22 protein-coding genes are annotated in these 20,515 nt (G+C 39.8%); 7 read left to right on the forward strand and 15 right to left on the reverse strand.

Features of this window, described 5'->3' with window-relative positions; genetic code table 11:
* Positions 1-2 precede the first annotated feature (2 nt).
* The gene (gene cysQ / locus H5161_RS11840; RefSeq protein WP_024589584.1) at positions 3-773 is read left to right on the forward strand and encodes a 3'(2'),5'-bisphosphate nucleotidase CysQ; all 771 of its coding nucleotides are present in this window, start codon (positions 3-5) and stop codon (positions 771-773) included.
* Positions 774-886: 113 nt separating this feature from the next.
* Here the strand turns inward: cysQ and H5161_RS11845 are convergent, their stop codons facing one another.
* The 5 genes from H5161_RS11845 to H5161_RS11865 all read right to left on the reverse strand — a co-directional run bounded on the left by H5161_RS11845 (position 887) and on the right by H5161_RS11865 (position 3,887).
* Complete coding sequence (locus H5161_RS11845) at positions 887-1,183, reverse strand: hypothetical protein (protein WP_182769386.1); 297 nt, start codon at positions 1,181-1,183, stop codon at positions 887-889.
* 58 nt (positions 1,184-1,241) lie between these two features.
* Positions 1,242-1,655 (reverse strand): hypothetical protein, encoded by a 414-nt coding sequence (locus tag H5161_RS11850; RefSeq protein WP_182769387.1) that lies wholly within the window; start codon positions 1,653-1,655, stop codon positions 1,242-1,244.
* A gap of 71 nt (positions 1,656-1,726) precedes the next feature.
* Positions 1,727-1,981: a hypothetical protein gene (locus H5161_RS11855; RefSeq protein WP_076925764.1), complete on the reverse strand. Its 255-nt coding sequence runs from the start codon at positions 1,979-1,981 to the stop codon at positions 1,727-1,729.
* A 47-nt stretch (positions 1,982-2,028) separates the two neighbouring features.
* Entirely contained in the window at positions 2,029-2,310 is a 282-nt protein-coding gene (locus tag H5161_RS11860) for a hypothetical protein (protein ID WP_076925765.1), read from the reverse strand.
* 779 nt (positions 2,311-3,089) lie between these two features.
* The gene (locus tag H5161_RS11865) at positions 3,090-3,887 is read right to left on the reverse strand and encodes an alpha/beta fold hydrolase (RefSeq protein WP_165723694.1); all 798 of its coding nucleotides are present in this window, start codon (positions 3,885-3,887) and stop codon (positions 3,090-3,092) included.
* A 445-nt stretch (positions 3,888-4,332) separates the two neighbouring features.
* Here H5161_RS11865 and H5161_RS11870 point away from each other — a divergent pair, with 445 nt between their 5' ends.
* Complete coding sequence (locus tag H5161_RS11870) at positions 4,333-5,616, forward strand: aromatic amino acid transport family protein (protein WP_182769388.1); 1,284 nt, start codon at positions 4,333-4,335, stop codon at positions 5,614-5,616.
* Positions 5,617-5,749: 133 nt separating this feature from the next.
* Positions 5,750-7,093 carry a M24 family metallopeptidase gene (locus tag H5161_RS11875; protein WP_182769389.1) on the forward strand — a complete coding sequence of 448 codons (1,344 nt, stop codon included), beginning with the start codon at positions 5,750-5,752 and terminating at the stop codon, positions 7,091-7,093.
* Positions 7,094-7,144: 51 nt separating this feature from the next.
* On the opposite strand, the gene speD is transcribed toward H5161_RS11875, so the two are convergent.
* The 8 genes from speD to H5161_RS11915 form a co-directional block, all read right to left on the reverse strand.
* The gene (gene speD / locus H5161_RS11880; protein ID WP_024597058.1) at positions 7,145-7,957 is read right to left on the reverse strand and encodes an adenosylmethionine decarboxylase; all 813 of its coding nucleotides are present in this window, start codon (positions 7,955-7,957) and stop codon (positions 7,145-7,147) included.
* 88 nt (positions 7,958-8,045) lie between these two features.
* The gene (locus tag H5161_RS11885) at positions 8,046-8,459 is read right to left on the reverse strand and encodes an OsmC family protein (protein ID WP_002958863.1); all 414 of its coding nucleotides are present in this window, start codon (positions 8,457-8,459) and stop codon (positions 8,046-8,048) included.
* 86 nt (positions 8,460-8,545) lie between these two features.
* On the reverse strand, positions 8,546-8,893 hold the full coding sequence (locus H5161_RS11890; RefSeq protein WP_002958862.1) for a DUF3802 family protein: 348 nt from the start codon (positions 8,891-8,893) through the stop codon (positions 8,546-8,548).
* A gap of 132 nt (positions 8,894-9,025) precedes the next feature.
* Positions 9,026-10,495, reverse strand: coding sequence for a succinylglutamate-semialdehyde dehydrogenase (astD, locus tag H5161_RS11895; RefSeq protein ID WP_182693187.1), 1,470 nt, complete (start codon positions 10,493-10,495; stop codon positions 9,026-9,028).
* A 15-nt stretch (positions 10,496-10,510) separates the two neighbouring features.
* Positions 10,511-11,527: an arginine N-succinyltransferase gene (gene astA / locus H5161_RS11900; protein WP_182769390.1), complete on the reverse strand. Its 1,017-nt coding sequence runs from the start codon at positions 11,525-11,527 to the stop codon at positions 10,511-10,513.
* An 85-nt stretch (positions 11,528-11,612) separates the two neighbouring features.
* Positions 11,613-12,818, reverse strand: a complete 1,206-nt coding sequence (locus H5161_RS11905; protein ID WP_182769391.1) for an aspartate aminotransferase family protein — start codon at positions 12,816-12,818, stop codon at positions 11,613-11,615.
* Positions 12,819-13,197: 379 nt separating this feature from the next.
* Positions 13,198-14,358, reverse strand: a complete 1,161-nt coding sequence (locus H5161_RS11910; RefSeq protein ID WP_182769392.1) for an HDOD domain-containing protein — start codon at positions 14,356-14,358, stop codon at positions 13,198-13,200.
* Between the two features lie 43 nt (positions 14,359-14,401).
* Positions 14,402-14,983, reverse strand: coding sequence for an aminodeoxychorismate/anthranilate synthase component II (locus H5161_RS11915; RefSeq protein WP_024596662.1), 582 nt, complete (start codon positions 14,981-14,983; stop codon positions 14,402-14,404).
* A gap of 549 nt (positions 14,984-15,532) precedes the next feature.
* Here H5161_RS11915 and H5161_RS11920 point away from each other — a divergent pair.
* Positions 15,533-15,775, forward strand: coding sequence for a YdcH family protein (locus tag H5161_RS11920; protein ID WP_002958856.1), 243 nt, complete (start codon positions 15,533-15,535; stop codon positions 15,773-15,775).
* Positions 15,776-15,836: 61 nt separating this feature from the next.
* Here H5161_RS11920 and H5161_RS11925 read toward each other — a convergent pair whose 3' ends face one another.
* Together H5161_RS11925 and H5161_RS11930 are read right to left on the reverse strand one after the other, a co-directional pair.
* Positions 15,837-16,193, reverse strand: coding sequence for a putative quinol monooxygenase (locus H5161_RS11925; protein ID WP_182769393.1), 357 nt, complete (start codon positions 16,191-16,193; stop codon positions 15,837-15,839).
* Positions 16,193-17,023, reverse strand: coding sequence for an SDR family NAD(P)-dependent oxidoreductase (locus H5161_RS11930; RefSeq protein ID WP_182769394.1), 831 nt, complete (start codon positions 17,021-17,023; stop codon positions 16,193-16,195). Before H5161_RS11930 ends, H5161_RS11925 begins: the two co-directional genes overlap by 1 nt.
* 267 nt (positions 17,024-17,290) lie before the next feature.
* Here H5161_RS11930 and galE point away from each other — a divergent pair, with 267 nt between their 5' ends.
* From galE to galK, 3 genes are read left to right on the forward strand one after another with little or no spacing between them, the layout of a single operon-like run.
* The gene (galE, locus tag H5161_RS11935; protein ID WP_182733781.1) at positions 17,291-18,304 is read left to right on the forward strand and encodes a UDP-glucose 4-epimerase GalE; all 1,014 of its coding nucleotides are present in this window, start codon (positions 17,291-17,293) and stop codon (positions 18,302-18,304) included.
* Position 18,305: 1 nt separating this feature from the next.
* On the forward strand, positions 18,306-19,370 hold the full coding sequence (locus H5161_RS11940) for a UDP-glucose--hexose-1-phosphate uridylyltransferase (RefSeq protein ID WP_182769395.1): 1,065 nt from the start codon (positions 18,306-18,308) through the stop codon (positions 19,368-19,370).
* Positions 19,360-20,508, forward strand: coding sequence for a galactokinase (gene galK / locus H5161_RS11945; protein ID WP_165723685.1), 1,149 nt, complete (start codon positions 19,360-19,362; stop codon positions 20,506-20,508). The genes H5161_RS11940 and galK overlap by 11 nt, the downstream gene beginning before the upstream one ends.
* Positions 20,509-20,515: the final 7 nt, after the last annotated feature.

Genomic DNA, 20,515 nt, shown 5'->3' on the forward strand with positions numbered 1-20,515 from the left:
CCATGAATCAAACCGAACTGCTAGAAGAAACCCTCATCCTTGCCCGCAAAGCAGGCCAAGCGATAATGGGAATTTACGAAAAGGATTTTAACGTTGAGTACAAAGCCGATGAAAGCCCCGTAACCGACGCCGATTTAGCAGCTCATAAACTGATTGTGGCAGGGCTTCAACAGCTCACACCCGACATTCCAATACTCAGTGAAGAAAACGCCGACATAAGCTGGGATGTACGCCAAACGTGGAAAAGCTACTGGTTAGTTGATCCAATCGACGGCACTAAAGAATTTATTAAAAAGAACGGTGAATTTACAGTAAACATCGCCTTAATCAAAAACGGCATTCCTATTTTAGCCGTAGTAGATGCACCTGCCCTTGGCGTATCGTACTTAGCCGCCGAAGCCATTGGCGCATTTAAAGATAAAGGCGATGAGCGAATTGAGCTTAAAGTAACAACTAAACCTAACAAAGGGTTAATTCGTGTTGTAGGCAGCCGCTCGCACCCATCACCCGATTTAGCCGAGTTTGTGAAACGCTTTGATGAGGTTGAAATGGTGTCAAAAGGCAGCTCACTAAAGCTGTGTTTAGTCGCCGAAGGCAGCGCCGATATTTACCCGCGCTTAGGTCCAACTTGCGAATGGGATACAGGCGCAGGCCATGCAATCGCTGAAATAGCCGGTGCTAAAGTCACTAAGCTTGATGGCAGCCCACTTATTTATAACACCAAAGATGAGTACTTAAATCCGTATTTTATTGTGAGTGCGATAGAAGAGTAAGCGCAGTTTTGAGTGGTTAGCTATCGGTTGTTAAAAAGACAATTGATAGCTTTTACTATGAAAGTTGATCAGTGAGCATAAAGGCAAATACTTAGGAATGCTTAAGTTATTTGTTATGTATAAATTAATTTAATAAGCGTACTAAAGCACAGCAAAGTTATAAACAAACCAAGCGATAAACTAACCTTTTCCTTTAGGGTTTGCTCAGGCTTTTGGGCAAATACAAAAGCCGTTCGGTAAAGCGTACTAGGCACTATTAAAACTAAGCCAATAAACGCAGGGAACATACCCAATATCAAGTTATATGCTAAACCTAAATTTTCCATCTGGCTGAATATAGCGCTAAACCCAACCCAAATAATAGCAACTGCAAAAAATGCAACGCCCACTGAAATCGATAAAAGTGCCATTTATTAAATTCCTTTTGTTTCATTCGAAATGAGAAATTAATTTACTTACATAAACTCATCAGTTTAACGATTCTGAAACGGCTATCTCTGCATCTATAATAGCTCGATGCGCCTTTAAACCAATACTACTAGAATAAAAGTCAGCAGCAATTTTTAACTCTTGTGCAGTTAATAATGAAGTGAGTTTGCTTTTAAAAATAATTTTAGCTGCATTGACATTAATTGGGTCAGCCATAACTTTTGAAGGCATTGACTCAATGAAGGCCCGCTTTTGGCTTTCTGGTAAATCTCTTAGTACTCCTGAAAGTATCTTTTCAGGACTAATATTCATTTCTCCCTCAAATGAACTTAAGATCTCTTCTATTTTGAGTGCTGCATAGAGTCGTTTAAATTGAACGTTTGAATCTATCTTATGAGTTGAAGTGCAGGCACAGGCCAGAAAAATAGATAAAAATAACAATAATTTACCCATGACAACCTTCTAATTTATAGTTTTGAGTGAAAGTAAAAAACTGATCCTAATTCTTTTTTAATAGAGTACATTTAATTTATATTCAGCACTAAAAGCACTATCCCTCCAACAAATAGCACAAAATAAATCTTAACATGCCAGTTTTTTGAATAGTTTTCTTTATACTCTGTAAGCATTTTATCAATATCGCTAGATGTGAATTCATAGCCACATCTATAACAGGTTGCCATGCCTTTTTTAATATGAGCTTTGCACTTAACACATTTATAAATATACGTAAGTCGGTCTATATTGAGATAAGGATATCCGTTATCTTTATTTTTCATCCTGCCGACACCTAATAATATAAAGAGCTACTGGGCAAATATACTTTTTAAGGGATAAAGAAAGTAAAATAGGTGCACACACCGATGCCTATAATCAGCATAAAGAGCCGCTTTATTAAATTACCTTCAGTAGGAGGAATTTCCTCACCGGTATATGGTGCATAAATACTTCTCTTTAATATAAATGCATAGATATATCTATAACAAAAGAAAAATACAAACACACAAAACAACAACTTTTCTACTGACTCAAAACCTATGAAAAAAGCAGCTCCTAATATAAACCATACTATGCCGAATAATATAACAATGGCTTTCTTTTTATCCATGCGAACTCTCTTTACTGCCTTTGCTTTTCTTTAAGTTCTATACTTATAAACTTTAAAAGGCGTTTTAGTTAACTGATTTGGCGCTATTGTAGCCAGTGAAAATCTAAGTAAAGTTTTAGCCTTTATTAAATTGCGGTTTTAACGCCGGAATTTGTAGTCGGTAACCCTAACTTTTTGGCTATCGCTGCAAATTGAGCTTTTGTGTATGGCCCATAAACAAACTTCTTGTGTTCAGCAAACTTGTTATCTTTGATTTTATCAATATAGTAAAAAGCACAAGTTTTATGCGGACAAGCATAAACCGAAATATATTGCTCGTTAGACTTAATATTTATTGGTTCATCGAGTCGCCCAATATATGCGCCCTGACCAAGGCTGTAACCTAACCTTTTGGTACCGTCAATTAATACACTTTATAAGGTTGCTCCTCCCAAATTGGAGAGCACCCACTAAGAAGGAATGATATTAAAACTAAAAATGTTCTCACACACTTCCCTGCATTCTAGTAACTTGCTCAAATCACACCCTTATAGTTAACATGAGCGTGTTCTTATTTTGTGAATATCTATTAGTAACAAACTGTGTAAGTGATTGCCAATTATAAAATTATATTTAATCGAGGTATTTTACTGTGTGTAAAAGGGTGTGGCATGAAGCAATACAGTGTTTTTAGCTTGAGGATAAAGGCAAAAGAATGACCGTTTCCAATCAACAAGTGATGGCTATTATACGTTTTTAAGACTTGCCATTAATTAAACGCTTTTTAAAAGCAACAACCCTTAACGATTTTGCTGGGCGATAAAAGCAAGCGAGTGCTGATTGAATAAGTCAGGACGTTCTACATTGCAGACATGGCCGCAATGGTGAATAGTTTGCAGTACGCTGTTTTTATGACGCTTAACCATTTCTTTAACAGGGCCAAGGAACATATGATCTTCTTTGCCCATAATGTAAAGAATGGGAATATCAATGTCTTTTTCTTTGAAGTACTGCATTAAGGGGTTTACGTCCATGGCTAATTTGAACCATTTTATAAACTCTTTTTGGCACAAGCGTTTTGCTTCACGAACAAACAAAAGTCGAGATTCTTTATGACGCTTTTTCGGCATCATAATAAAAGCAAATAAGCGATACAGCCACATATAAGGCAAGAAGTGTTTAAAAGTATTACCTAAATAAACCAATGTATTACTGCGAGTATTAAAACGAGTAACCGCTCCACCTAGCACCATGCTAGAAACATATTGCGGCGCAATTTCAGCAATATTTCGAATAAGAATTGTACCCAATGAAATACCAACAAAGTGTGCGCTGGAGATATTGTTATGATCTAACACATCGATGATGTCTTTAGAGACATTATTAAATGAATAATTATTATCAACAAAGTTTTGTACTAAGTTATTCGATTTACCGTGACCACGAAGATCTAGCAGCAATACATTATATTCTTTTTTATAGGCTTTAAGCTGACGAAACCAAATTGCCGAGCTACCACCTGCTCCATGGACAAATACAACCCATGTTTTACTGGTTTCGTGCGCAAAAGTAGTATGGAAGAGAATCTCTTTGCTCATTGCAGTTAGTGGCCTATTTACTTCGTTTGGCATATTCAATTGCAGGAAGTATAACGGAGTTTAATAAAAATCTCTTATGAAGTTCAGATCAATGGCTTCTACTTAACAGCTTTTCGGGGCAGATTCTGATTTTTAAATGAAAACCAATAAAAATGACCTTCCCCTATTTTTACGTTATGAAAACCGCCTACCTCGGCTTTGCTGCTCGCGTGACACTATAGCGTGTTGGGTTTCGCTGCGCTCTAATCAACCTACTTTAAAATTATAATGTGGTGTTGGCGCTTAAGGGTTTGCTCACTTTTACACCGCTGTTTCGTATTCATGACACTTACCCTTCAATTTGGTCTAATTAATTAGTCTACAAATCCTCTCAAAACATGAAATTTTTAGCTAAAAACTATATTCTTGCGCGCGATTGTTATTTAAATAATGGATAAACACACACATGACAACATCTCAAGATGCAACGCTTTCAAATGCATCAACAACAGGTGCACACACACCTTCAAACACACCCACTTCTAAATGGAACCTGCACGATACGCAGTGGACTTTAAGCCTTTTTGGTACCGCCGTTGGTGCGGGTATTTTATTTTTACCTATTAATATTGGCATTGGCGGTTTTTGGCCGTTAATTATTTTGGCATGCTTAGCATTTCCAATGACCTTTTGTGCACACCGTGGATTAGCGCGTTTTGTACTTTCATCAAAAAATAAAGATGCCGATTTTACCGATGTAGTTGAAGAACACTTTGGTGTGACTGCGGGGCGGTTAATTTCTTTATTGTACTTTTTATCTATATTCCCAATTTTGCTTATTTACGGTGTGGGCTTAACCAATACCGTTGATAGCTTTATGGTTAATCAAATGGGGATGGAATCACCTTCTCGCGTGTTGCTTTCGGGTGTATTAGTTGCAGGTATGATTAGCTTAATGATGGGCGGAGAGCGCTTAATGCTGCGTGCCTTTGCTATTTTAGTTTATCCGCTTGTGGGTATATTGTTCTTTTTATCACTTTATTTAATCCCTAGCTGGCAAATGCCAGATATGACAATGCCTGAAATGGGCAGCTTTGGTAAAACGTTGTGGTTATCTATTCCTATTATTGTGTTTTCGTTTAGCCACGCAGCGGCTATCTCAAGCTTTGTAAACGTGCAACGCGGTCACTACGGTGAACAAGCTACACATAAATCTGAGGCGATTTTAAAGCGCACTAGCTTACTACTTATTACCTTTGTACTGTTATTTGTGTTCTCTTGCGTGCTGTCGCTTACAGGCGAGCAAATGGCCGCTGCTAAAGCCGCTAACGTATCGGTTTTATCCTACCTTGCTAACATTACTGATAACTCGTTTATTGCCACACTTGGGCCGCTTGTTGCCTTTATTGCTATTACATCGTCGTTTTTGGGTCACTTTTTAGGAGCGCGTGAAAGCTTTACGGGTTTAGTAACTAAACAAACAGGCTTAAGCGCTGGCGTTACCGATAAAATTGGTGTGTTAATCATGTTTTTAGCTATTTGGTTTTGTGCGGTTAAAAACCCAAGTATTTTAGACATGATGGATCAGTTATCGGGCCCTATCATTGCGATGATTTTATTCATTATGCCAATGATTGCAGTTTATAAAGTACCTGCACTTAATAAATACCGAAATCGCTTTAGCACGCTATTTATATTAGCGGTTGGCTCGCTTGCTGTATTTGCACTTATTTACAGCATGATTAATTAATACGCTATATATTCAAAAGCCCAGCTAATTTAATTAGCTGGGCTTTTTTGTTTGTACGCTTTGTCTCAAATTATTTTTTTATAGTGTGGGTTCTGGCATGTTAAGTACAAATTAGCCTAAAAATAGCCCAACTATGCAATACAATAAATTATTACTAATAAGCGCATGTTTGCTCGCAACACTATTTGTAAGCCCTTTAGTTAAAGCCTCAGAACCTCCAATAATTTTATCAATGAAAGAGCGCGCAGCGTTTATAGATAAAATAACTGAGCTTAGAATCAATAGCTTAATGCCCTCGTTAATGAAGCAGCACAACACTGATATGTGGCTTCTTATAAGCCGCGAATACAATGAAGACCCAATATTAAAAACAATGCTGCCTGCAACATGGCTTTCAGCCAGACGCACCACTATTTTGCTATTTGCACTTAATAAACAAGGTGGTGTTGATGCTTACGCTATTGCGCCTTATAAAATAGGTAACGTATTTAAAAAAGGCTGGGATAAACAAACACAACCAAGCCAGTGGGAAGCACTCAATACACTTATTGAGCAATACAAACCTCGCAACATTGCGCTTAATACTTCTACCGACTGGGCACATGCCGATGGCCTTGTGCTAGGCGATTACAAAACCTTAATGGCTAACTTACCCGCCACTTATCACAATAAAATAATTTCTGCAGAGCCGCTTGGTGTTGCGTGGTTAGAACAACGCATTCCTGAAGAAGTTAAAATGTATAAACATATTGTGGCTATTGCTCATCATATTATTGCAGAGGGGTTTTCGGGTAAAACAATTACGGCGGGTGAAACAACTAGCGATGACTTGGTATGGTGGTTTAGAGAGCGTGTAAAAGAGCTAAAACTACAAACATGGTTTCATCCAAGCGTTGCTATTCAACGCGCCGATGCGAAGTCGTTTAATCATGAAGAAAGCTTTACCAATGGCTACGATGATAACGTTATACAAGCCGGTGATTTACTTCATGTCGATTTTGGGATTACTTATTTACGCTTAAATACCGACACGCAGCAGCATGCGTATGTGCTCAAAGAAAACGAAACGAGTGCGCCTAGTTACTTAGTTGAAGCACTAAAAAGCGGTAATAAACTCCAAGATATATTTACCAATCAATTTGCGGTAGGAAAAACCGGTAATGAAGTTTTAGCTGCAGCACGAAAAGCCGCTATTGCTCAGGGATTAAAACCCACTATTTATACTCATCCTCTTGGCTATCATGGTCATGCTGCTGGTACTACATTAGGTATGTGGGATTCTCAGCAAGGTGTACCGGGAGATGGGGACTATCCGCTACATTTAAATACGGCTTACTCAATTGAGCTTAACAATGCGGTGTTTATAAAGCAGTGGAATAAAGAAATAAGAATAATGCTAGAGGAAGATGCTATTTTTGATAAAAGCGGTGTCTGGTATTTAAATGGCCGACAAACACAATTATTGCTTATAAAATAAAGCAAAAAAATGGCGCTCACTGAGCGCCATTTTTAATTTAATTCGTTGCTATTATTCTGTATCTGGCAGGTTACGGCCATAGAATATTTCTTGCATTTCGCGAGTCAGCTTAGAGCGGATCTCGTCTTCTTCTTCGTCCGATAACTCATCAGTAGAAAGGCCGAATAAATAGGTATTTAAGTCGGTTTCTTTTAACATCATTTTAGTATGGAACAGGTTTTCTTGATACACGTTCACGTCCATCATCTGGTACGCTTCTTTTGTATCTTCTGTCATGAAGTTTTGAATCGAGCTAATAGCATGATCAATGTAGTGCTTAACACCGTTTATGTCGCGGGTAAAACCACGTACGCGGTAGTCTATTGTTACTACGTCTGACTCAAGGCTATGAATTAAGAAGTTTAACGCTTTAAGTGGCGAAATAATGCCACAGGTAGATACTTCAATATCAGCACGGAATGTACAAATACCATCATCAGGGTGAGCTTCTGGGTATGTGTGTACACAAATATGGCTTTTATCTAAGTGTGCAACAACTGAATCAGGTAATGGGCCTGGTGCTTCGTCAGCATCGTAATTTTGCTGCTCTTCTACTGGTTCTTCTGAAACCAAAATAGTTACACTTGCGCCTTGCGGTTCATAATCTTGGCGCGCTACATTTAAAATGTTAGCACCAATAATATCAACAACTTCACCTAAAATATCGGTTAGTCTATCTGCACTGTACTGCTCATCGATATATTCAATATATTCTTTACGTTGTTGCTCGGTCTTTGCGTAACAAATATCATAAATACTAAAGCTTAAACTTTTGGTTAAATTGTTAAAGCCATGAAGTTTAAGTTTATCGAAGGGTTTGTTCATAATAAACCAACCTATAAATTAGTGGGTTCTGCACCTGCAGAATGAAAAGTTTGCGGATTTTATACGAATTTTCCTCGTGGAAAAAGCGTTATTTTGCTTGATCTTGCACAACTTCGTGGCTATGCGTAATTTCTACTGTTTTATCAAGCATTAATGCAACCGAGCAATACTTTTCAGCAGAGAGTGAAACTGCACGTGCAAGGTGCTTTTCAGACACATTATTGCCTTTAACAACAAAGTGTAAGTTGATTTTGGTAAACACGCGCGGTGCTGTTTCGGCGCGTTCTGCACTGAGTTGCACTTGCACGTCTGAAAAATCTTGTTTAGCTTTTTTTAAAATACTAACCACATCAACTGATGAGCAACAGCCAACTGACATTAAAACCATTTCCATTGGGCTTGGTGCTGCGCTATCGCTGCCGCCATCAAACACAACATTGTGGTTAGAATTAGAACGGCCAATAAACGTATCGCCTTCAACCCATTTTACATTTGCTTGCATTGTTATATCTCAAAAAAATATTTTCTTGATTGTAAGCAACTTAGCCGTAGTTGCAAATGAAAATGCAACGCAGGGCTATAAAATGACTAAGATTGTTGTGCTAAAGCGCTATCAAAGAGGTTTTTCACTAAACCTGCAAATTCATCTATAAAGGCATGCTGTTCAACCGTGACAGGCTGTGAGGTGATGCTGCTGAGGACTTCTTCTAAATCGTAAACTATGCCATCAACTTCACGTACAATTTGACTACGCTGCTCTGTGTTGAGGTCTGTGTGCTGCTCGCAAATAAGCATCACATTTTGTGCAATGACGTCTTCGATTAATTCCATTACTGTTGGAGCGCCTGGTTTTATTTCGCCTGGCTTCTCAAACAATGCTAAATTTTGAGTTAGATACATGATCAAATCATCGTACCCTTGCCTATCTAAAACCATTATGCGAACCACCTAAATATATTTAATTATGCTGATTTAAGCAGAAAGAGTCGATAATTACTAGCCTTGTACGATAGCAATACAAAAAAAGCAGCCGAAGCTGCTTTTATAATGATTAAGTAGTATTACTGCTTAATCTATTTTTAAGCCTGGGCTTAGTGTTGCTGGCATCGCTACTTTTTCAAGCTCTACTGAAGCAACTGGGTATGCACAGTAATCAGCTGCGTAATACGCGCTTGCTCTGTGATTGCCCGATGCACCAATACCACCAAATGGTGCTGCGCTTGACGCGCCAGTAATTGGGCGGTTCCAGTTAACAATACCAGCGCGAATACGACGTAAAAAATGGTCGTAATCTGCTGCACTATCACTTAATAAACCAGCCGATAAACCAAAGGTTGTATCGTTTGCTTTATCAATGGCTTGGTCAAAGTCGTCAAAGCGGAATACTTTTAAAAGTGGTCCAAAATGCTCTTCATCTGGGAAGTCACTAATATTTGTACACTCAATAATACCTGGTGTTACAAAGCCAGTATTAGCTGTGTGCTCAAGCTCTACTAATACTTGAGCGCCAAGCTCAACAAGCTCGTTTTGCGCTTTAACCATGCCCGCTGCTGCCGCTGATGAGATCATAGAGCCCATAAATGGCTGGTCTGCATCATCGTAGTTACCTACTTTAATCGCTTTAGTTGCAGTGATAAGGCGCTCTAAAATTACATCGCCTTTGCTACCTTTAGGTAAAAACAGTTTACGTGCACATGTACAACGCTGGCCGCTTGAGATAAACGCTGATTGAATAATATCGTGAACAACCGCTTTAGTGTCTTCAACGTCAGTAATAATAAGTGGATTATTACCACCCATTTCTAGCGCTAAAATTTTACCCGGTTGACCCGCAAACTGTTCATGTAAAATATGACCAGTACGCGAAGAACCCGTAAAGAACAAGCCATCAATCCCTTTGTGAGCAGCAAGGGCTTTACCCGTTTCTACTTCACCTTGAACGAGGTTGATTACACCGGCTGGTAAGCCTGCTTTCTCCCACAGTTTAAGCGTAAGCTCGGCAACTTTAGGAGTCAGTTCAGACGGTTTAAATACAACCGTGTTACCTGCTAAAAGCGCTGGCACAATGTGGCCATTAGGTAAGTGACCCGGAAAGTTATACGGACCAAATACGGCTACAACCCCATGTGGCTTATGACGAATCATCGCGCGGCCAAGTGGCATTGCGTTTTCTACGTCGCCAGTGCGCTCTAAAAATGCTTTTTCAGAAATGGCAATTTTACCAACCATAGCACCCGCTTCTGTGCGCGTTTCCCACAGTGGCTTACCTGTTTCTTGTGCGATAGTAATAGCTAGCTCTTCGCTGTTTTCTTTTAATTGCGCTGCGAATGCTTTAATTATTTCTAAACGCTCAGTAAAGCTTTTATCAGCCCATGCATAAAACGCTTCGCGCGCTGCATTTACTGCGGTGTCTACTTGCGCCGCAGTTGCTGATGATGCCTGCCAAATAACGTCGTTATTTGCAGGGTTTACTGAATTAAATTCTGTGCCTTGGCCTTGTGACCATTGACCATTAATAAATTGTGCAGGATGAGTCATATACTTTCTCCTAAATTAAATCGTGGTTGCACTAACAATATCGCCAGTTTGCAAATGCAGTGCATCTGCTATTTCTTGCGATAAAATAAGGCTTTTTGCGCGCTCGTCAAATGTCATTGGTGCAACGGTTGCTCTAAAATCTTCAAGCTTTTCGTTAGCTAGTAACACCATGGTGTCGCCAGTCATTTCGCCAATTTCAACGTTAAAGTTATTTGCATTACGAATCGTCGCAATGTTATCTACTTTTGCTTCAACCGTTGGGCCGCCGTCAAAAATGTCTACATAGCCATTAAACGTAAAGCCTTCGCTTTTTAATAACTCGATTGCTGGGCGTGTGTTGTCGTGTACTTTACCTATTACGGCTTGCGCATCTTTACTTAGCAAATTTACATAAATTGGGTATTTAGGCATTAGTTCAGCAATGAAAACCTTTTGGCCAATACCTGTTAGGTAGTCGGCTGTTGGAAAATCCATTGAGAAAAAGTGCTCTTCAAGCCACTGCCAAAAAGGGCTACTGCCGTTTTCGTCAGACACACCGCGCATTTCTGCAATCACTGTTTGTGCAAAACGCTCTTGATGCTGCTTTATAAACATAAAGCGCGCTTTGGAAAGTAGCTTACCGTTACAATTTTTACGATAGCCATCTTTTAAAAACAATGTGCAAAGCTCTGTAGCGCCTGTGTAGTCGTTACATAGCGTTAAAATATCAACCGCTTTGTATACGTCTAATGTGCGCGAAGAGTGAATCACTTTACTTAAGTGATAATGATAAAATGCATCATCAAGCCCTACCGCAGCTTCAATTGCAGACGTACCTACAACATCACCGGTTTCGCTATCTTCAAGAACAAACAGGTAGCCTTCGTCACCGGGTTGTGACGTTTGCTTAGCAAATGAACTTACAGAATGGTCTATTTTCTTTTGCAATAGTTCTTCGTTTAATGGCAAAGACGTAAAACCATGCCCCGATTCGTGGGCAATTTTCAGTAATGCTGAGTAATCATTTTGCTGGATTGGGCGAAGGATCATCATGAGTCCGCTTGCTCCCTTATAAATAACGGTAAATAGGAATTGCAGGGCAAGCGGTGCTTGCCCTTAATTGGTTGGCTTAAGTCGCTTATGCGTTTACTACGCTTGCTACTGCTTTTTCAAAGCGTGCCATACCTTCGCGAATGTCCGCTTCAGGAATTACTAAAGATGGAGTGAAACGTATTACGTCTGCACCGGCAACTAGTGACATAAGGCCTTGCTCAGTACCTGCCACTAAAAACTCTTTTGCACGACCTTTGTATTGCTCGTTCACTACTGCACCAATTAATAAACCTTGGCCACGGATTTCGCTAAATACGTTGTATTTTTCGTTAACCGCGCTAAGTAGTTCATTAAATAATGCTGCTTTTTCTTTTACGCCAGCCAATACGTCTGGGGTATTTACTGTATCAAATGCCGCTTCTGCAACAGCACAGGCAAGCGGGTTACCGCCATAAGTAGAACCATGTGTGCCTACTTTAAGGTGCTGTGCAATTTCAGTTGTTGTGATCATAGCGCCAATAGGAAAACCGCCGCCAAGTGCTTTAGCCGAAGTTAAAATATCAGGTACTACGTTTAAGCCTTGGTATGCATATAAATCGCCAGTACGACCAACACCTGTTTGAACTTCATCAAAAATAAGCAGTGCGTTATGTTTAGTACATAAATCGCGAACGCCTTGAGCAAACTCATCAGTTGGTGAAACAATACCGCCTTCACCTTGTAGAGGTTCCATCATTACGGCACATGTTTTATCGCTGATAAGTGCTTCAAAAGCAGCTAGGTCGTTGTAATCGCAATGTATAATGTCGCCAGGCTTAGGGCCAAAACCATCTGAATATGCAGCTTGGCCGCCAACAGTTACGGTAAAGAATGTACGACCGTGGAAACCTTTGTTGAACGCGATGATTTGTGATTTTTCTGCGCCAAACTTATCAAGTGCAAAACGACGCGCTAATTTAAGCGCGGCTTCGTTTGCTTCTGCGCCAGAGTTGGCAAAGTAAACTTTTTCAGCAAATGTCGCATCAACCATTTTTTTAGCTAGGCGAAGTGCCGGCTCATTGGTCATTACGTTAGATAGATGCCAGATTTTTTCGCCTTGCTCTTTTAATGCGCCTACTAATGCAGGGTGGCAATGGCCAAGACAGTTAACTGCAATACCACCAGCAAAGTCGATAAACTCTCGACCTTGTTGATCCCATACGCGAGAGCCTTCGCCTCGAACAGGAATTACGCTTGAAGGTGCGTAGTTAGGAACCATTACGTGATCAAATAATTCGCGATTGACTGTCATTTTATTTCCTCTTAATTGTGAGCAACACAAAACATCAAAATAGGTGTTTGGTTAATATTTGTAACCAACTTTATAGGCAAGATCAGTAACCTGATAATTGCGCAAAATTGCTTTGTGGTTCAATTTTCAGACGCACATTATTTCAGAATTACTTATATCTGTCTCGTTAAAAACTTTCATGTATCCCTTGAAAATAAAGGGCTAAAGATATTATTTCATAGATAGTGAATAACTATTTGCATAGCTATTTATGCTTATTTTTAGGCAACTAACCGCATGAGTACAGAGGCGCACACGCTTTAATCGGCAAATATGTAATATAACAATAAGATGAAAATGAATGGTTAGTCGCAAAAAAATTAACAAAAAATTCAGATTTTTAGTCAATTTGAATAGCTAAATTGGTAAAATTACTCGATTGGAGGGTTTTTAGTTCCGTTTTAGTGAACTTAAAGTGCGAAAACCAGCTTAGAGCTTCATCAGGCTCAATAAGTTGATGTTCTTTTAAATTAAGATATTGAGAGTAGCACCGTGCCTTTAGCATTACTTGTGTTAACGCCAGTAATGTATCGCCCTTATCTACCCCATTTACTAGCTGCTGCATTACACCTTTAAACGGTAAATATTTAAAAGCCATTTTGTCTATTACTTTGGCGCTTACTTCTATCGACTTATTGCTAAGTAGAGTGGTTAAAAATAGCGGGTCGGGCTGTAGCTCTAATAATGCGGTGTGTAAATCTTTTTGGTTTTCATTTCGGGCTAACTGCACTTTACGTTGCCATACTTTCTCAAACGTTTTTAAGTACAAACGCACCAATGCAATTCGCCCTACATCTAAAAGCATACCAAGGGTAAATGCATGAACGTCGTTCACATTATTAATTTGTGCAATTTTTTGCGCAGCAATCGCGTTTGCCATCGCGCTGTCACGTAAACGACGTTTTAATAATGAAAATGGCTCGGTGCTATGTGGCATCCAATGACGCGTAGCAAATGTAGGTATAACTAGCTGTAAGTTATCAAGACCAATATAGCGAAGAGCAAGCGATGGTTTATCTACTTTTACAGACGTGTTTTTACTACGCTGATTACGATAGTAGGGTAAATTAACGAGCGTTACTAACTCCCTACCCAACCAGCTTATATCATTAACCAATGGCTCTAAACGCCCTACCGACGCTGACTTTACCGCTAATATATCGAGTATATTGGCAATGCCATCTTCAATGCCTATGGTGCTATGAATTACGCCATCTATATCCTCGAGCTGCTTATATATAGCTGTTTCAATTGTTTTGTGTAGTTGCTCACTCGCTTGAGCGCGATACTTATGATGTGCAGTACTGCTTTGCTGGCGTTTATGCTGTGCGGCCACTTCAACCTGAAGCAAAGTACGTTGCTTCATCGGTTCGCCGTAATCTATATCTAATGTATGAATGAAACCAATTTGCTGATGCGCAAAGCTGTGCCCAAGCAATAAGTCATGAGCCCGTTGGCTTAATATTTTGGCAGTACGCTGTTGCGCTTCAAGTTCAGTCATGAAATCCATTAATAAAGTATAAAATGCTATGTGTATTATAACATTAGAAGCGAGTTAAAAAGTTATCAAGCAGTTCTAAGCCTTGAGCAGTTAAAATAGCTTCGGGATGAAACTGCACACCTTCGATAGCAAGTTCATTGTGTAACAACCCCATAATTTCGTCAAACTCGCCTTGCTCAGTTTGAGTCCATGCGGTTACTTCAAGCTCTTTAGGCAGAGTTTGCGCTTTAACCACTAAAGAATGATAACGACATACCGTTAACGGATTAGCTAAGCCTTTAAACACCCCTTTATTAGTATGAACTATGGGTGATGTTTTACCGTGCATTACTTTTTTAGCACGAATTACATCTCCACCTAAAGCTTGTGCGATAGTTTGATGCCCCAAGCAAATCCCTAAAATAGGATATTGCCCTTTTAGTTGCTCAACAACATTTAGTGAAATACCCGCTTCGTTAGGGGTGCATGGCCCTGGCGATAACACGATGTGCTGCGGGTTTAACTGTTTTATTTGTGCAATACTTAGCTCATCATTACGTTTTACTAAAACGTCTTGATCTAAACGCTGAAAATATTGCACTAAGTTGTAAGTAAACGAATCGTAGTTGTCGATCATCAACAGCATTACACAACAGACCTTATAAATTATTGACCACTACTTTACACAAGTGGTACTAAGCGCTGCATTCTACCACTATTAATTAACCAACATAAATTAGCAAAAAGCGTTAAAAATTAACTCTTTTAGCTAAAATGCTTAAAAGCCTTTAGCGGGTATTGGTTTACTAACTTGAACTCTGGTTAAGAGATTTACTAACGTATTGAATCATGATGATATTTAAATTTATTTTCTCTAGCCAGAGATTCCTTGCACCTTGAGCAATAATATCGAACCCTAAGCTTTTTACGATTAGTTAATACACCTACGTAGGCTGTATACCCCAACAATAAATTATTGACCTCTAAAGTACGTGCATTTATTGATCGCACTATTAAATACTTTGGTGAAATGCCTTACTGAGCAAAATAAACAGATTGCTTGTGCTACATCAAATTAGCGGCTCGATGGTTGAATTATATCTATGTAAGCCCCAGTGTATTATATGAAAGGCAGTAATTCACTTATACAACTCACTTACTTGTGAGCTCATTTATATCCTACTAAGGAGCGAATATGTTAGGCGAAGACCACTCATTAACAAATGACTTTCCAGAGTACTTAAAGACCATTGCCGAGTTAAATGAAAGCGATACTGAATTTGCAAAAAAAGCAGATAAGTACGACAAGCTAGATAAAGAGATTAGAGTGTTAGAGCTCAAAGATGCGCCCATAAGCGATGAACAAATGCATCTATTAAAACACGAACGTACAGAATTAAAAGATTGGTTATACGAGCGCTTGCAGCAAGAGCAGTAATGCCACTAAAAAAGAGCTCACTGATGAGGTGAGCTCTTTAGATCAACAATGGGTATTTTCTCTAAAACTTTACCAAGCCACCCACAGGTTTCATAAATATACTGCTTGGGCCTGCAAAGGCTTGTGCAAACTCTTCAGATAATTGACTAAATACCGTTACTTTATCCATATCAACTACGCTTAAAAATAGTGGGCCACTTTCGCCCCAACCAGCAAGATGCGCTTTAGCAGCATCTTCATCTTGGTAACGCTCGTAAATATGTACATTGCGCTTGTCTTCACTTACTGTCCACTCATACATTAAAGTGCCCGCTTCACTTTTAGCCAAAGTAACTAATTGTGCCATTACCAGTAAAAACTCATCGTATTTACCTTCTTTAATTTGGCCTTGTACTGTCCAGGTAACATGATTTTTCATTATGCTTTACCTAATTTAAGCTGTGCTAAAATACTGTCTAACGTATCTACTAGTTGTTGATTTTTAGCATTATTAAGTGCATCAACATGAGGAGGAGCAAAGCGTCCTGTATCGTTATCAAAATACAGGCCTGCGGCACCTTTAAATTCATCACTAAGCGCTGCGCGACAAAAAATATCTGCGCCAATTTTTAAATCCCCACCATCTATACCGTAAGCGTCTTTTACCATTTTGCTTCCCAGTAAAGATTTAGGGTTTACCGATACAACTAATGGTCCAGTATCTTTAAGCTCAAGCCCTAAATGACGCGACCACATAGTAATAGCCAATTTACTTTGTGTATAAGCCGCACTATCAGAAAGTTCAGTGTTACCTATAAGTGCATTTAAGTTAACGCTTGATTGCGCAGCTGATGACACATTAACCACTCGCGAATCATGACCAAGGACAGGTAATAATAGTTTTGTAAGAAGATATGGCGCAATCGTGTTTACAACAAAGCGGGCATCAAGGCCGTCAATTGTTGTAGCATCAACTAATTGATAAACGCCTGCATTATTAATAAGTACGTCAAGCTGGTTATTATTTTCGGCCAAATCGGCTAATACATTTTTTGCCAAAGTTTGAACTTGGCTCATATCGCTTAAATCAGCAATATAAGTATGTGTACTTGCATTTGGGTATTGCTCGGTTAAAGCTACTTGTAGCGCATTGAGCTTTGCTTGGCTGCGGCCATGTAATAATACGGTATGACCTTGTGCTAATAACATCTTTGCAGTTTCTAGCCCAATACCATCGGTTGCGCCGGTAAGTAAAATTGTTTTGTTCATGTTGATCTCTCCTTACTTTATTTTCGCTATATTAGCACCCCGACTTACTGCTGATAATTAGGCCAATAGTTGAATCAGTTTATAGAATTAATTGATAAAGCTAAGCCTATGTTAGTTAATATAAAAGCATTCCTTTAAAAGGCAGATGAGTGTTTAAGCTGAATATTTTTTATGCTTTTATTTGAATTACTCAGCAATCATAACTATTGTTTTTAAACCACCTTAATAGTAGTATTTATCATATAAATACACTTTTCGAGAAATAACATGAAAGTTTTAGTTACTGGCGGCATGGGTTACATAGGTAGCCACACATGTATTGCATTGCATGAAGCAGGTATTACGCCTGTTATTTATGATAACTTGTCTAATGCAAGTGCGCGGGTACTTGACCAACTCGAAAAGATTACGGGTACTCGGTTTGAGTTTATTTTGGGCGACATTCAAGACGAGCAACAGTTTAAGCTCGCTCTAAAACACACTAAAGCCGAAGCTGTTTTTCACTTTGCAGCTTTAAAAGCCGTTGGCGAATCTACCGAGCAACCGCTGCGTTATTATCAAAATAACGTGTCGGGCACATTAAGCATGCTACAAAACATGCAAGATGAAGGCGTTAACCATATTATATTTAGCTCATCGGCTACAGTATACGGCGAGCCAGACTACCTCCCTATTGACGAAAAGCACCCTATACGCGCAACGAACCCTTATGGTTGGACTAAAGTCATGGTTGAACAAGCCATGCAAGACGTATGTAATGCCAACAGTCAATTTATGGGTATTGCGCTTCGTTACTTTAACCCAGTAGGTGCACACCCAAGTGGTTTATTAGGTGAAAGCCCTAATGGTATTCCTAATAACTTAATGCCATTTATTGCCCAAACTGCAGTAGGTAAACGTGACGTGGTTAATATTTTTGGTGACGACTACGACACCGAAGATGGCACAGGTGTGCGCGACTATATTCATGTTTTAGATTTAGCTAAAGGTCATGTTGCGGCATTTATGCAGCATAAAACAGATACCGCATTTCATGCTTACAACTTAGGCACAGGGCAAGGTTATTCTGTGCTTGATATGATCAACGCATTTAGCGCATCAGCCAATAGAGATATTCCGTATAAGATTGCACCGCGCCGAGCAGGTGATATTGCCTGTAACTACGCCGATGCCACAAAAGCGCAAAACACACTTAACTGGCACGCAGAACTAACACTTAGCGACATGACAAACGACACATGGCGCTGGCAAACTAATTACCCAAGTGGGTTGGAGAGTTAACATGGCTTTATTAGAAAGTACTCACAGACGTAAAAATCCGCTAACGGGTCGTTGGGTATTAGTTTCACCACATCGTAATAACCGCCCATGGTTAGGCGCAACAGAAGCCGTTAACGAAAACGTATTACCAAAACACGATGAAAGCTGCCCACTTTGCCCAAGTAATACCCGTGCAAATGGCGACAGTAACCCAGATTATAAATACACACACGTATTTAGAAATGACTTTGGTGCACTCACACCTAATGCCAGCGAGCAATTACAAAGCTTAGAATCAGACAGCGATTTATTTATTGCCGACGAAGCCAGTGGCGAATGCCGCGTAATTTGTTTTTCGCCAGAGCATAATAAAACACTACCAGAGCTTAGCCAAAACGCATTGCACGAAGTAGTAAAAACCTGGAAACAAAATTACACAGAGCTTGCACAGCAGTACGAATGCGTACAAGTTTTTGAAAATAAAGGCGAGATAATGGGTTGTTCGCAACCTCATCCTCACGGCCAAGTATGGGCTCACTCGCATTTATCAACCGAAATAGAAGCAGAAGATAACCAGCAGCTTAGCTATTATAAAAAGCATGGCACAGCCATGCTTGCCGATTACGCGCAAAAAGAGCAAGCAGATCAAACACGTGTTGTATTTGAAAACGAACATTGGCTTGTTGTTGTGCCATTTTGGGCAGCGTGGCCGTTTGAAACAATGCTAGTAACTAAAGATAACATTCAAAACTTTAGCCAGCTAAACGATGCGCAAACCGACTCTTTGGCCCAGGCACTTAAAGTATTAACCACTAAGTACGACAACGTATTTAATTGCAGCTTCCCATACTCAATGGGTTGGCACAATGCACCGGCTAATAGGGGCTCTGATGAGCAACATTGGCGTTTGCATGCCCATTTTTATCCGCCGCTACTTCGCTCTGCTACTGTTAAAAAACACATGGTAGGCTACGAAATGCTAGGCGAAAGCCAACGCGATTTAAGCGCAGAAACCGCTGCTTCTATTTTAAAAGCAGCCAGTACAACACACTATAAAGATACAGCAGGACACACAGATGAAGCTTAACGAATTCCAACAACAATTTTTGTCACTGTATGGCGCGCCTGCTCAAGGTATTGCTGCAGCACCGGGGCGTGTAAACCTTATTGGCGAATTTACCGACTACAACGACGGTTTTGTTTTACCGTGTTCGTTAGAGTTTCGTACCCAAGTGATGTTTAAAGAGCGCGACGACAATATTATTACTGTGCATTCTTTAAATTACCCAGGCGAAAAAGACAGCTTTAGTGTTGATGAAGAAATCACTGAAGGCCAGTCGCAATGGGGTAACTACATTCGTGCTGTTACTTATGTTCTTAAAAGAGCGGGCTACACACTGCGTGGCGCCGACCTACTTATTGACAGCAACTTACCGCAAGGTAGTGGCTTGTCGTCATCGGCCGCACTAGAAGTTGCTGTAGGCGGTATGTTTAACCATATTGCACAGCTTGGTTTACCGCCAGAGCAAATTGCGCTATTTGGCCAAGAAGCCGAAAACGACTTTATGCATTGCCAATGCGGCATTATGGATCAGCTTATTTCAGCTAAAGGCGAAAACGGGCATGCGCTATTAATTGATTGTGAAAACCTCGCAACTAAATCAGTTAAAGTTCCTGATGATTTAAATATTGTTATTGTTAACTCTAACTACCCGCGTAAATTAGTTGATAGCGAATACAACCAGCGCCGTATTGACTGCGAACAAGCTGCTGTAAAAATGGGTGTAGAAACACTTCGCCAAGCAACCATGACTGCCCTGCAAGCAGTAAAAGCGACATTAAGCGAAAACGAATATAAACGTGCACACCACGTAATTAGCGAAAACGACCGTGTAATTGCAGCAACTACTGCACTACAAAATAACGATATGGATGCACTTCGTACGCTAATGGCTGCATCGCATCAATCACTTAAACACGACTTTGAAGTAACCGTACCTGCAACCGATGGCTTAGTAGAAATTTGTAAAGAAGCGATGGGCGAGCGTGGCGCAGTTCGTATGACAGGGGGTGGTTTTGGTGGCGCAATTGTATGTTTATGTCGTGATGCGGAAGTACCACTAATTAAAGCAGCGGTAGAAAAGCATTACTTTGAACGCTTTAATTTAAATGCTGATATTTACGTATGTTCAGCGGGTTCAGGATTACAAATTACGTCTTTTTAAATAAACT

The organism is Pseudoalteromonas sp. SG43-5 (genome assembly GCF_014164345.1).
GTDB classification, from domain to species: domain Bacteria; phylum Pseudomonadota; class Gammaproteobacteria; order Enterobacterales; family Alteromonadaceae; genus Pseudoalteromonas; species Pseudoalteromonas distincta.

Excerpts from the sequence above, each read along its gene's own strand:
- H5161_RS11870 (WP_182769388.1), top strand. The coding sequence starts at position 4,333 with ATGACAACATCTCAAGATGCAACGCTTTCAAATGCATCAACAACAGGT.
- galE (WP_182733781.1), top strand. The coding sequence starts at position 17,291 with ATGAAAGTTTTAGTTACTGGCGGCATGGGTTACATAGGTAGCCACACA.
- H5161_RS11905 (WP_182769391.1), bottom strand. The coding sequence starts at position 12,818 with ATGACAGTCAATCGCGAATTATTTGATCACGTAATGGTTCCTAACTAC.
- speD (WP_024597058.1), bottom strand. The coding sequence starts at position 7,957 with ATGAACAAACCCTTCGATAAACTTAAACTTCATGGCTTTAACAATTTA.
- H5161_RS11890 (WP_002958862.1), bottom strand. The coding sequence starts at position 8,893 with ATGGTTTTAGATAGGCAAGGGTACGATGATTTGATCATGTATCTAACT.
- galK (WP_165723685.1), top strand. The coding sequence starts at position 19,360 with ATGAAGCTTAACGAATTCCAACAACAATTTTTGTCACTGTATGGCGCG.
- H5161_RS11850 (WP_182769387.1), bottom strand. The coding sequence starts at position 1,655 with ATGGGTAAATTATTGTTATTTTTATCTATTTTTCTGGCCTGTGCCTGC.
- H5161_RS11875 (WP_182769389.1), top strand. The coding sequence starts at position 5,750 with ATGCAATACAATAAATTATTACTAATAAGCGCATGTTTGCTCGCAACA.
- H5161_RS11915 (WP_024596662.1), bottom strand. The coding sequence starts at position 14,983 with ATGCTGTTGATGATCGACAACTACGATTCGTTTACTTACAACTTAGTG.
- astD (WP_182693187.1), bottom strand. The coding sequence starts at position 10,495 with ATGACTCATCCTGCACAATTTATTAATGGTCAATGGTCACAAGGCCAA.
- H5161_RS11865 (WP_165723694.1), bottom strand. The coding sequence starts at position 3,887 with ATGAGCAAAGAGATTCTCTTCCATACTACTTTTGCGCACGAAACCAGT.
- cysQ (WP_024589584.1), top strand. The coding sequence starts at position 3 with ATGAATCAAACCGAACTGCTAGAAGAAACCCTCATCCTTGCCCGCAAA.
- H5161_RS11845 (WP_182769386.1), bottom strand. The coding sequence starts at position 1,183 with ATGGCACTTTTATCGATTTCAGTGGGCGTTGCATTTTTTGCAGTTGCT.
- H5161_RS11855 (WP_076925764.1), bottom strand. The coding sequence starts at position 1,981 with ATGAAAAATAAAGATAACGGATATCCTTATCTCAATATAGACCGACTT.
- H5161_RS11910 (WP_182769392.1), bottom strand. The coding sequence starts at position 14,358 with ATGACTGAACTTGAAGCGCAACAGCGTACTGCCAAAATATTAAGCCAA.
- H5161_RS11940 (WP_182769395.1), top strand. The coding sequence starts at position 18,306 with ATGGCTTTATTAGAAAGTACTCACAGACGTAAAAATCCGCTAACGGGT.
- H5161_RS11920 (WP_002958856.1), top strand. The coding sequence starts at position 15,533 with ATGTTAGGCGAAGACCACTCATTAACAAATGACTTTCCAGAGTACTTA.
- H5161_RS11925 (WP_182769393.1), bottom strand. The coding sequence starts at position 16,193 with ATGAAAAATCATGTTACCTGGACAGTACAAGGCCAAATTAAAGAAGGT.
- astA (WP_182769390.1), bottom strand. The coding sequence starts at position 11,527 with ATGATGATCCTTCGCCCAATCCAGCAAAATGATTACTCAGCATTACTG.
- H5161_RS11860 (WP_076925765.1), bottom strand. The coding sequence starts at position 2,310 with ATGGATAAAAAGAAAGCCATTGTTATATTATTCGGCATAGTATGGTTT.
- H5161_RS11930 (WP_182769394.1), bottom strand. The coding sequence starts at position 17,023 with ATGAACAAAACAATTTTACTTACCGGCGCAACCGATGGTATTGGGCTA.
- H5161_RS11885 (WP_002958863.1), bottom strand. The coding sequence starts at position 8,459 with ATGCAAGCAAATGTAAAATGGGTTGAAGGCGATACGTTTATTGGCCGT.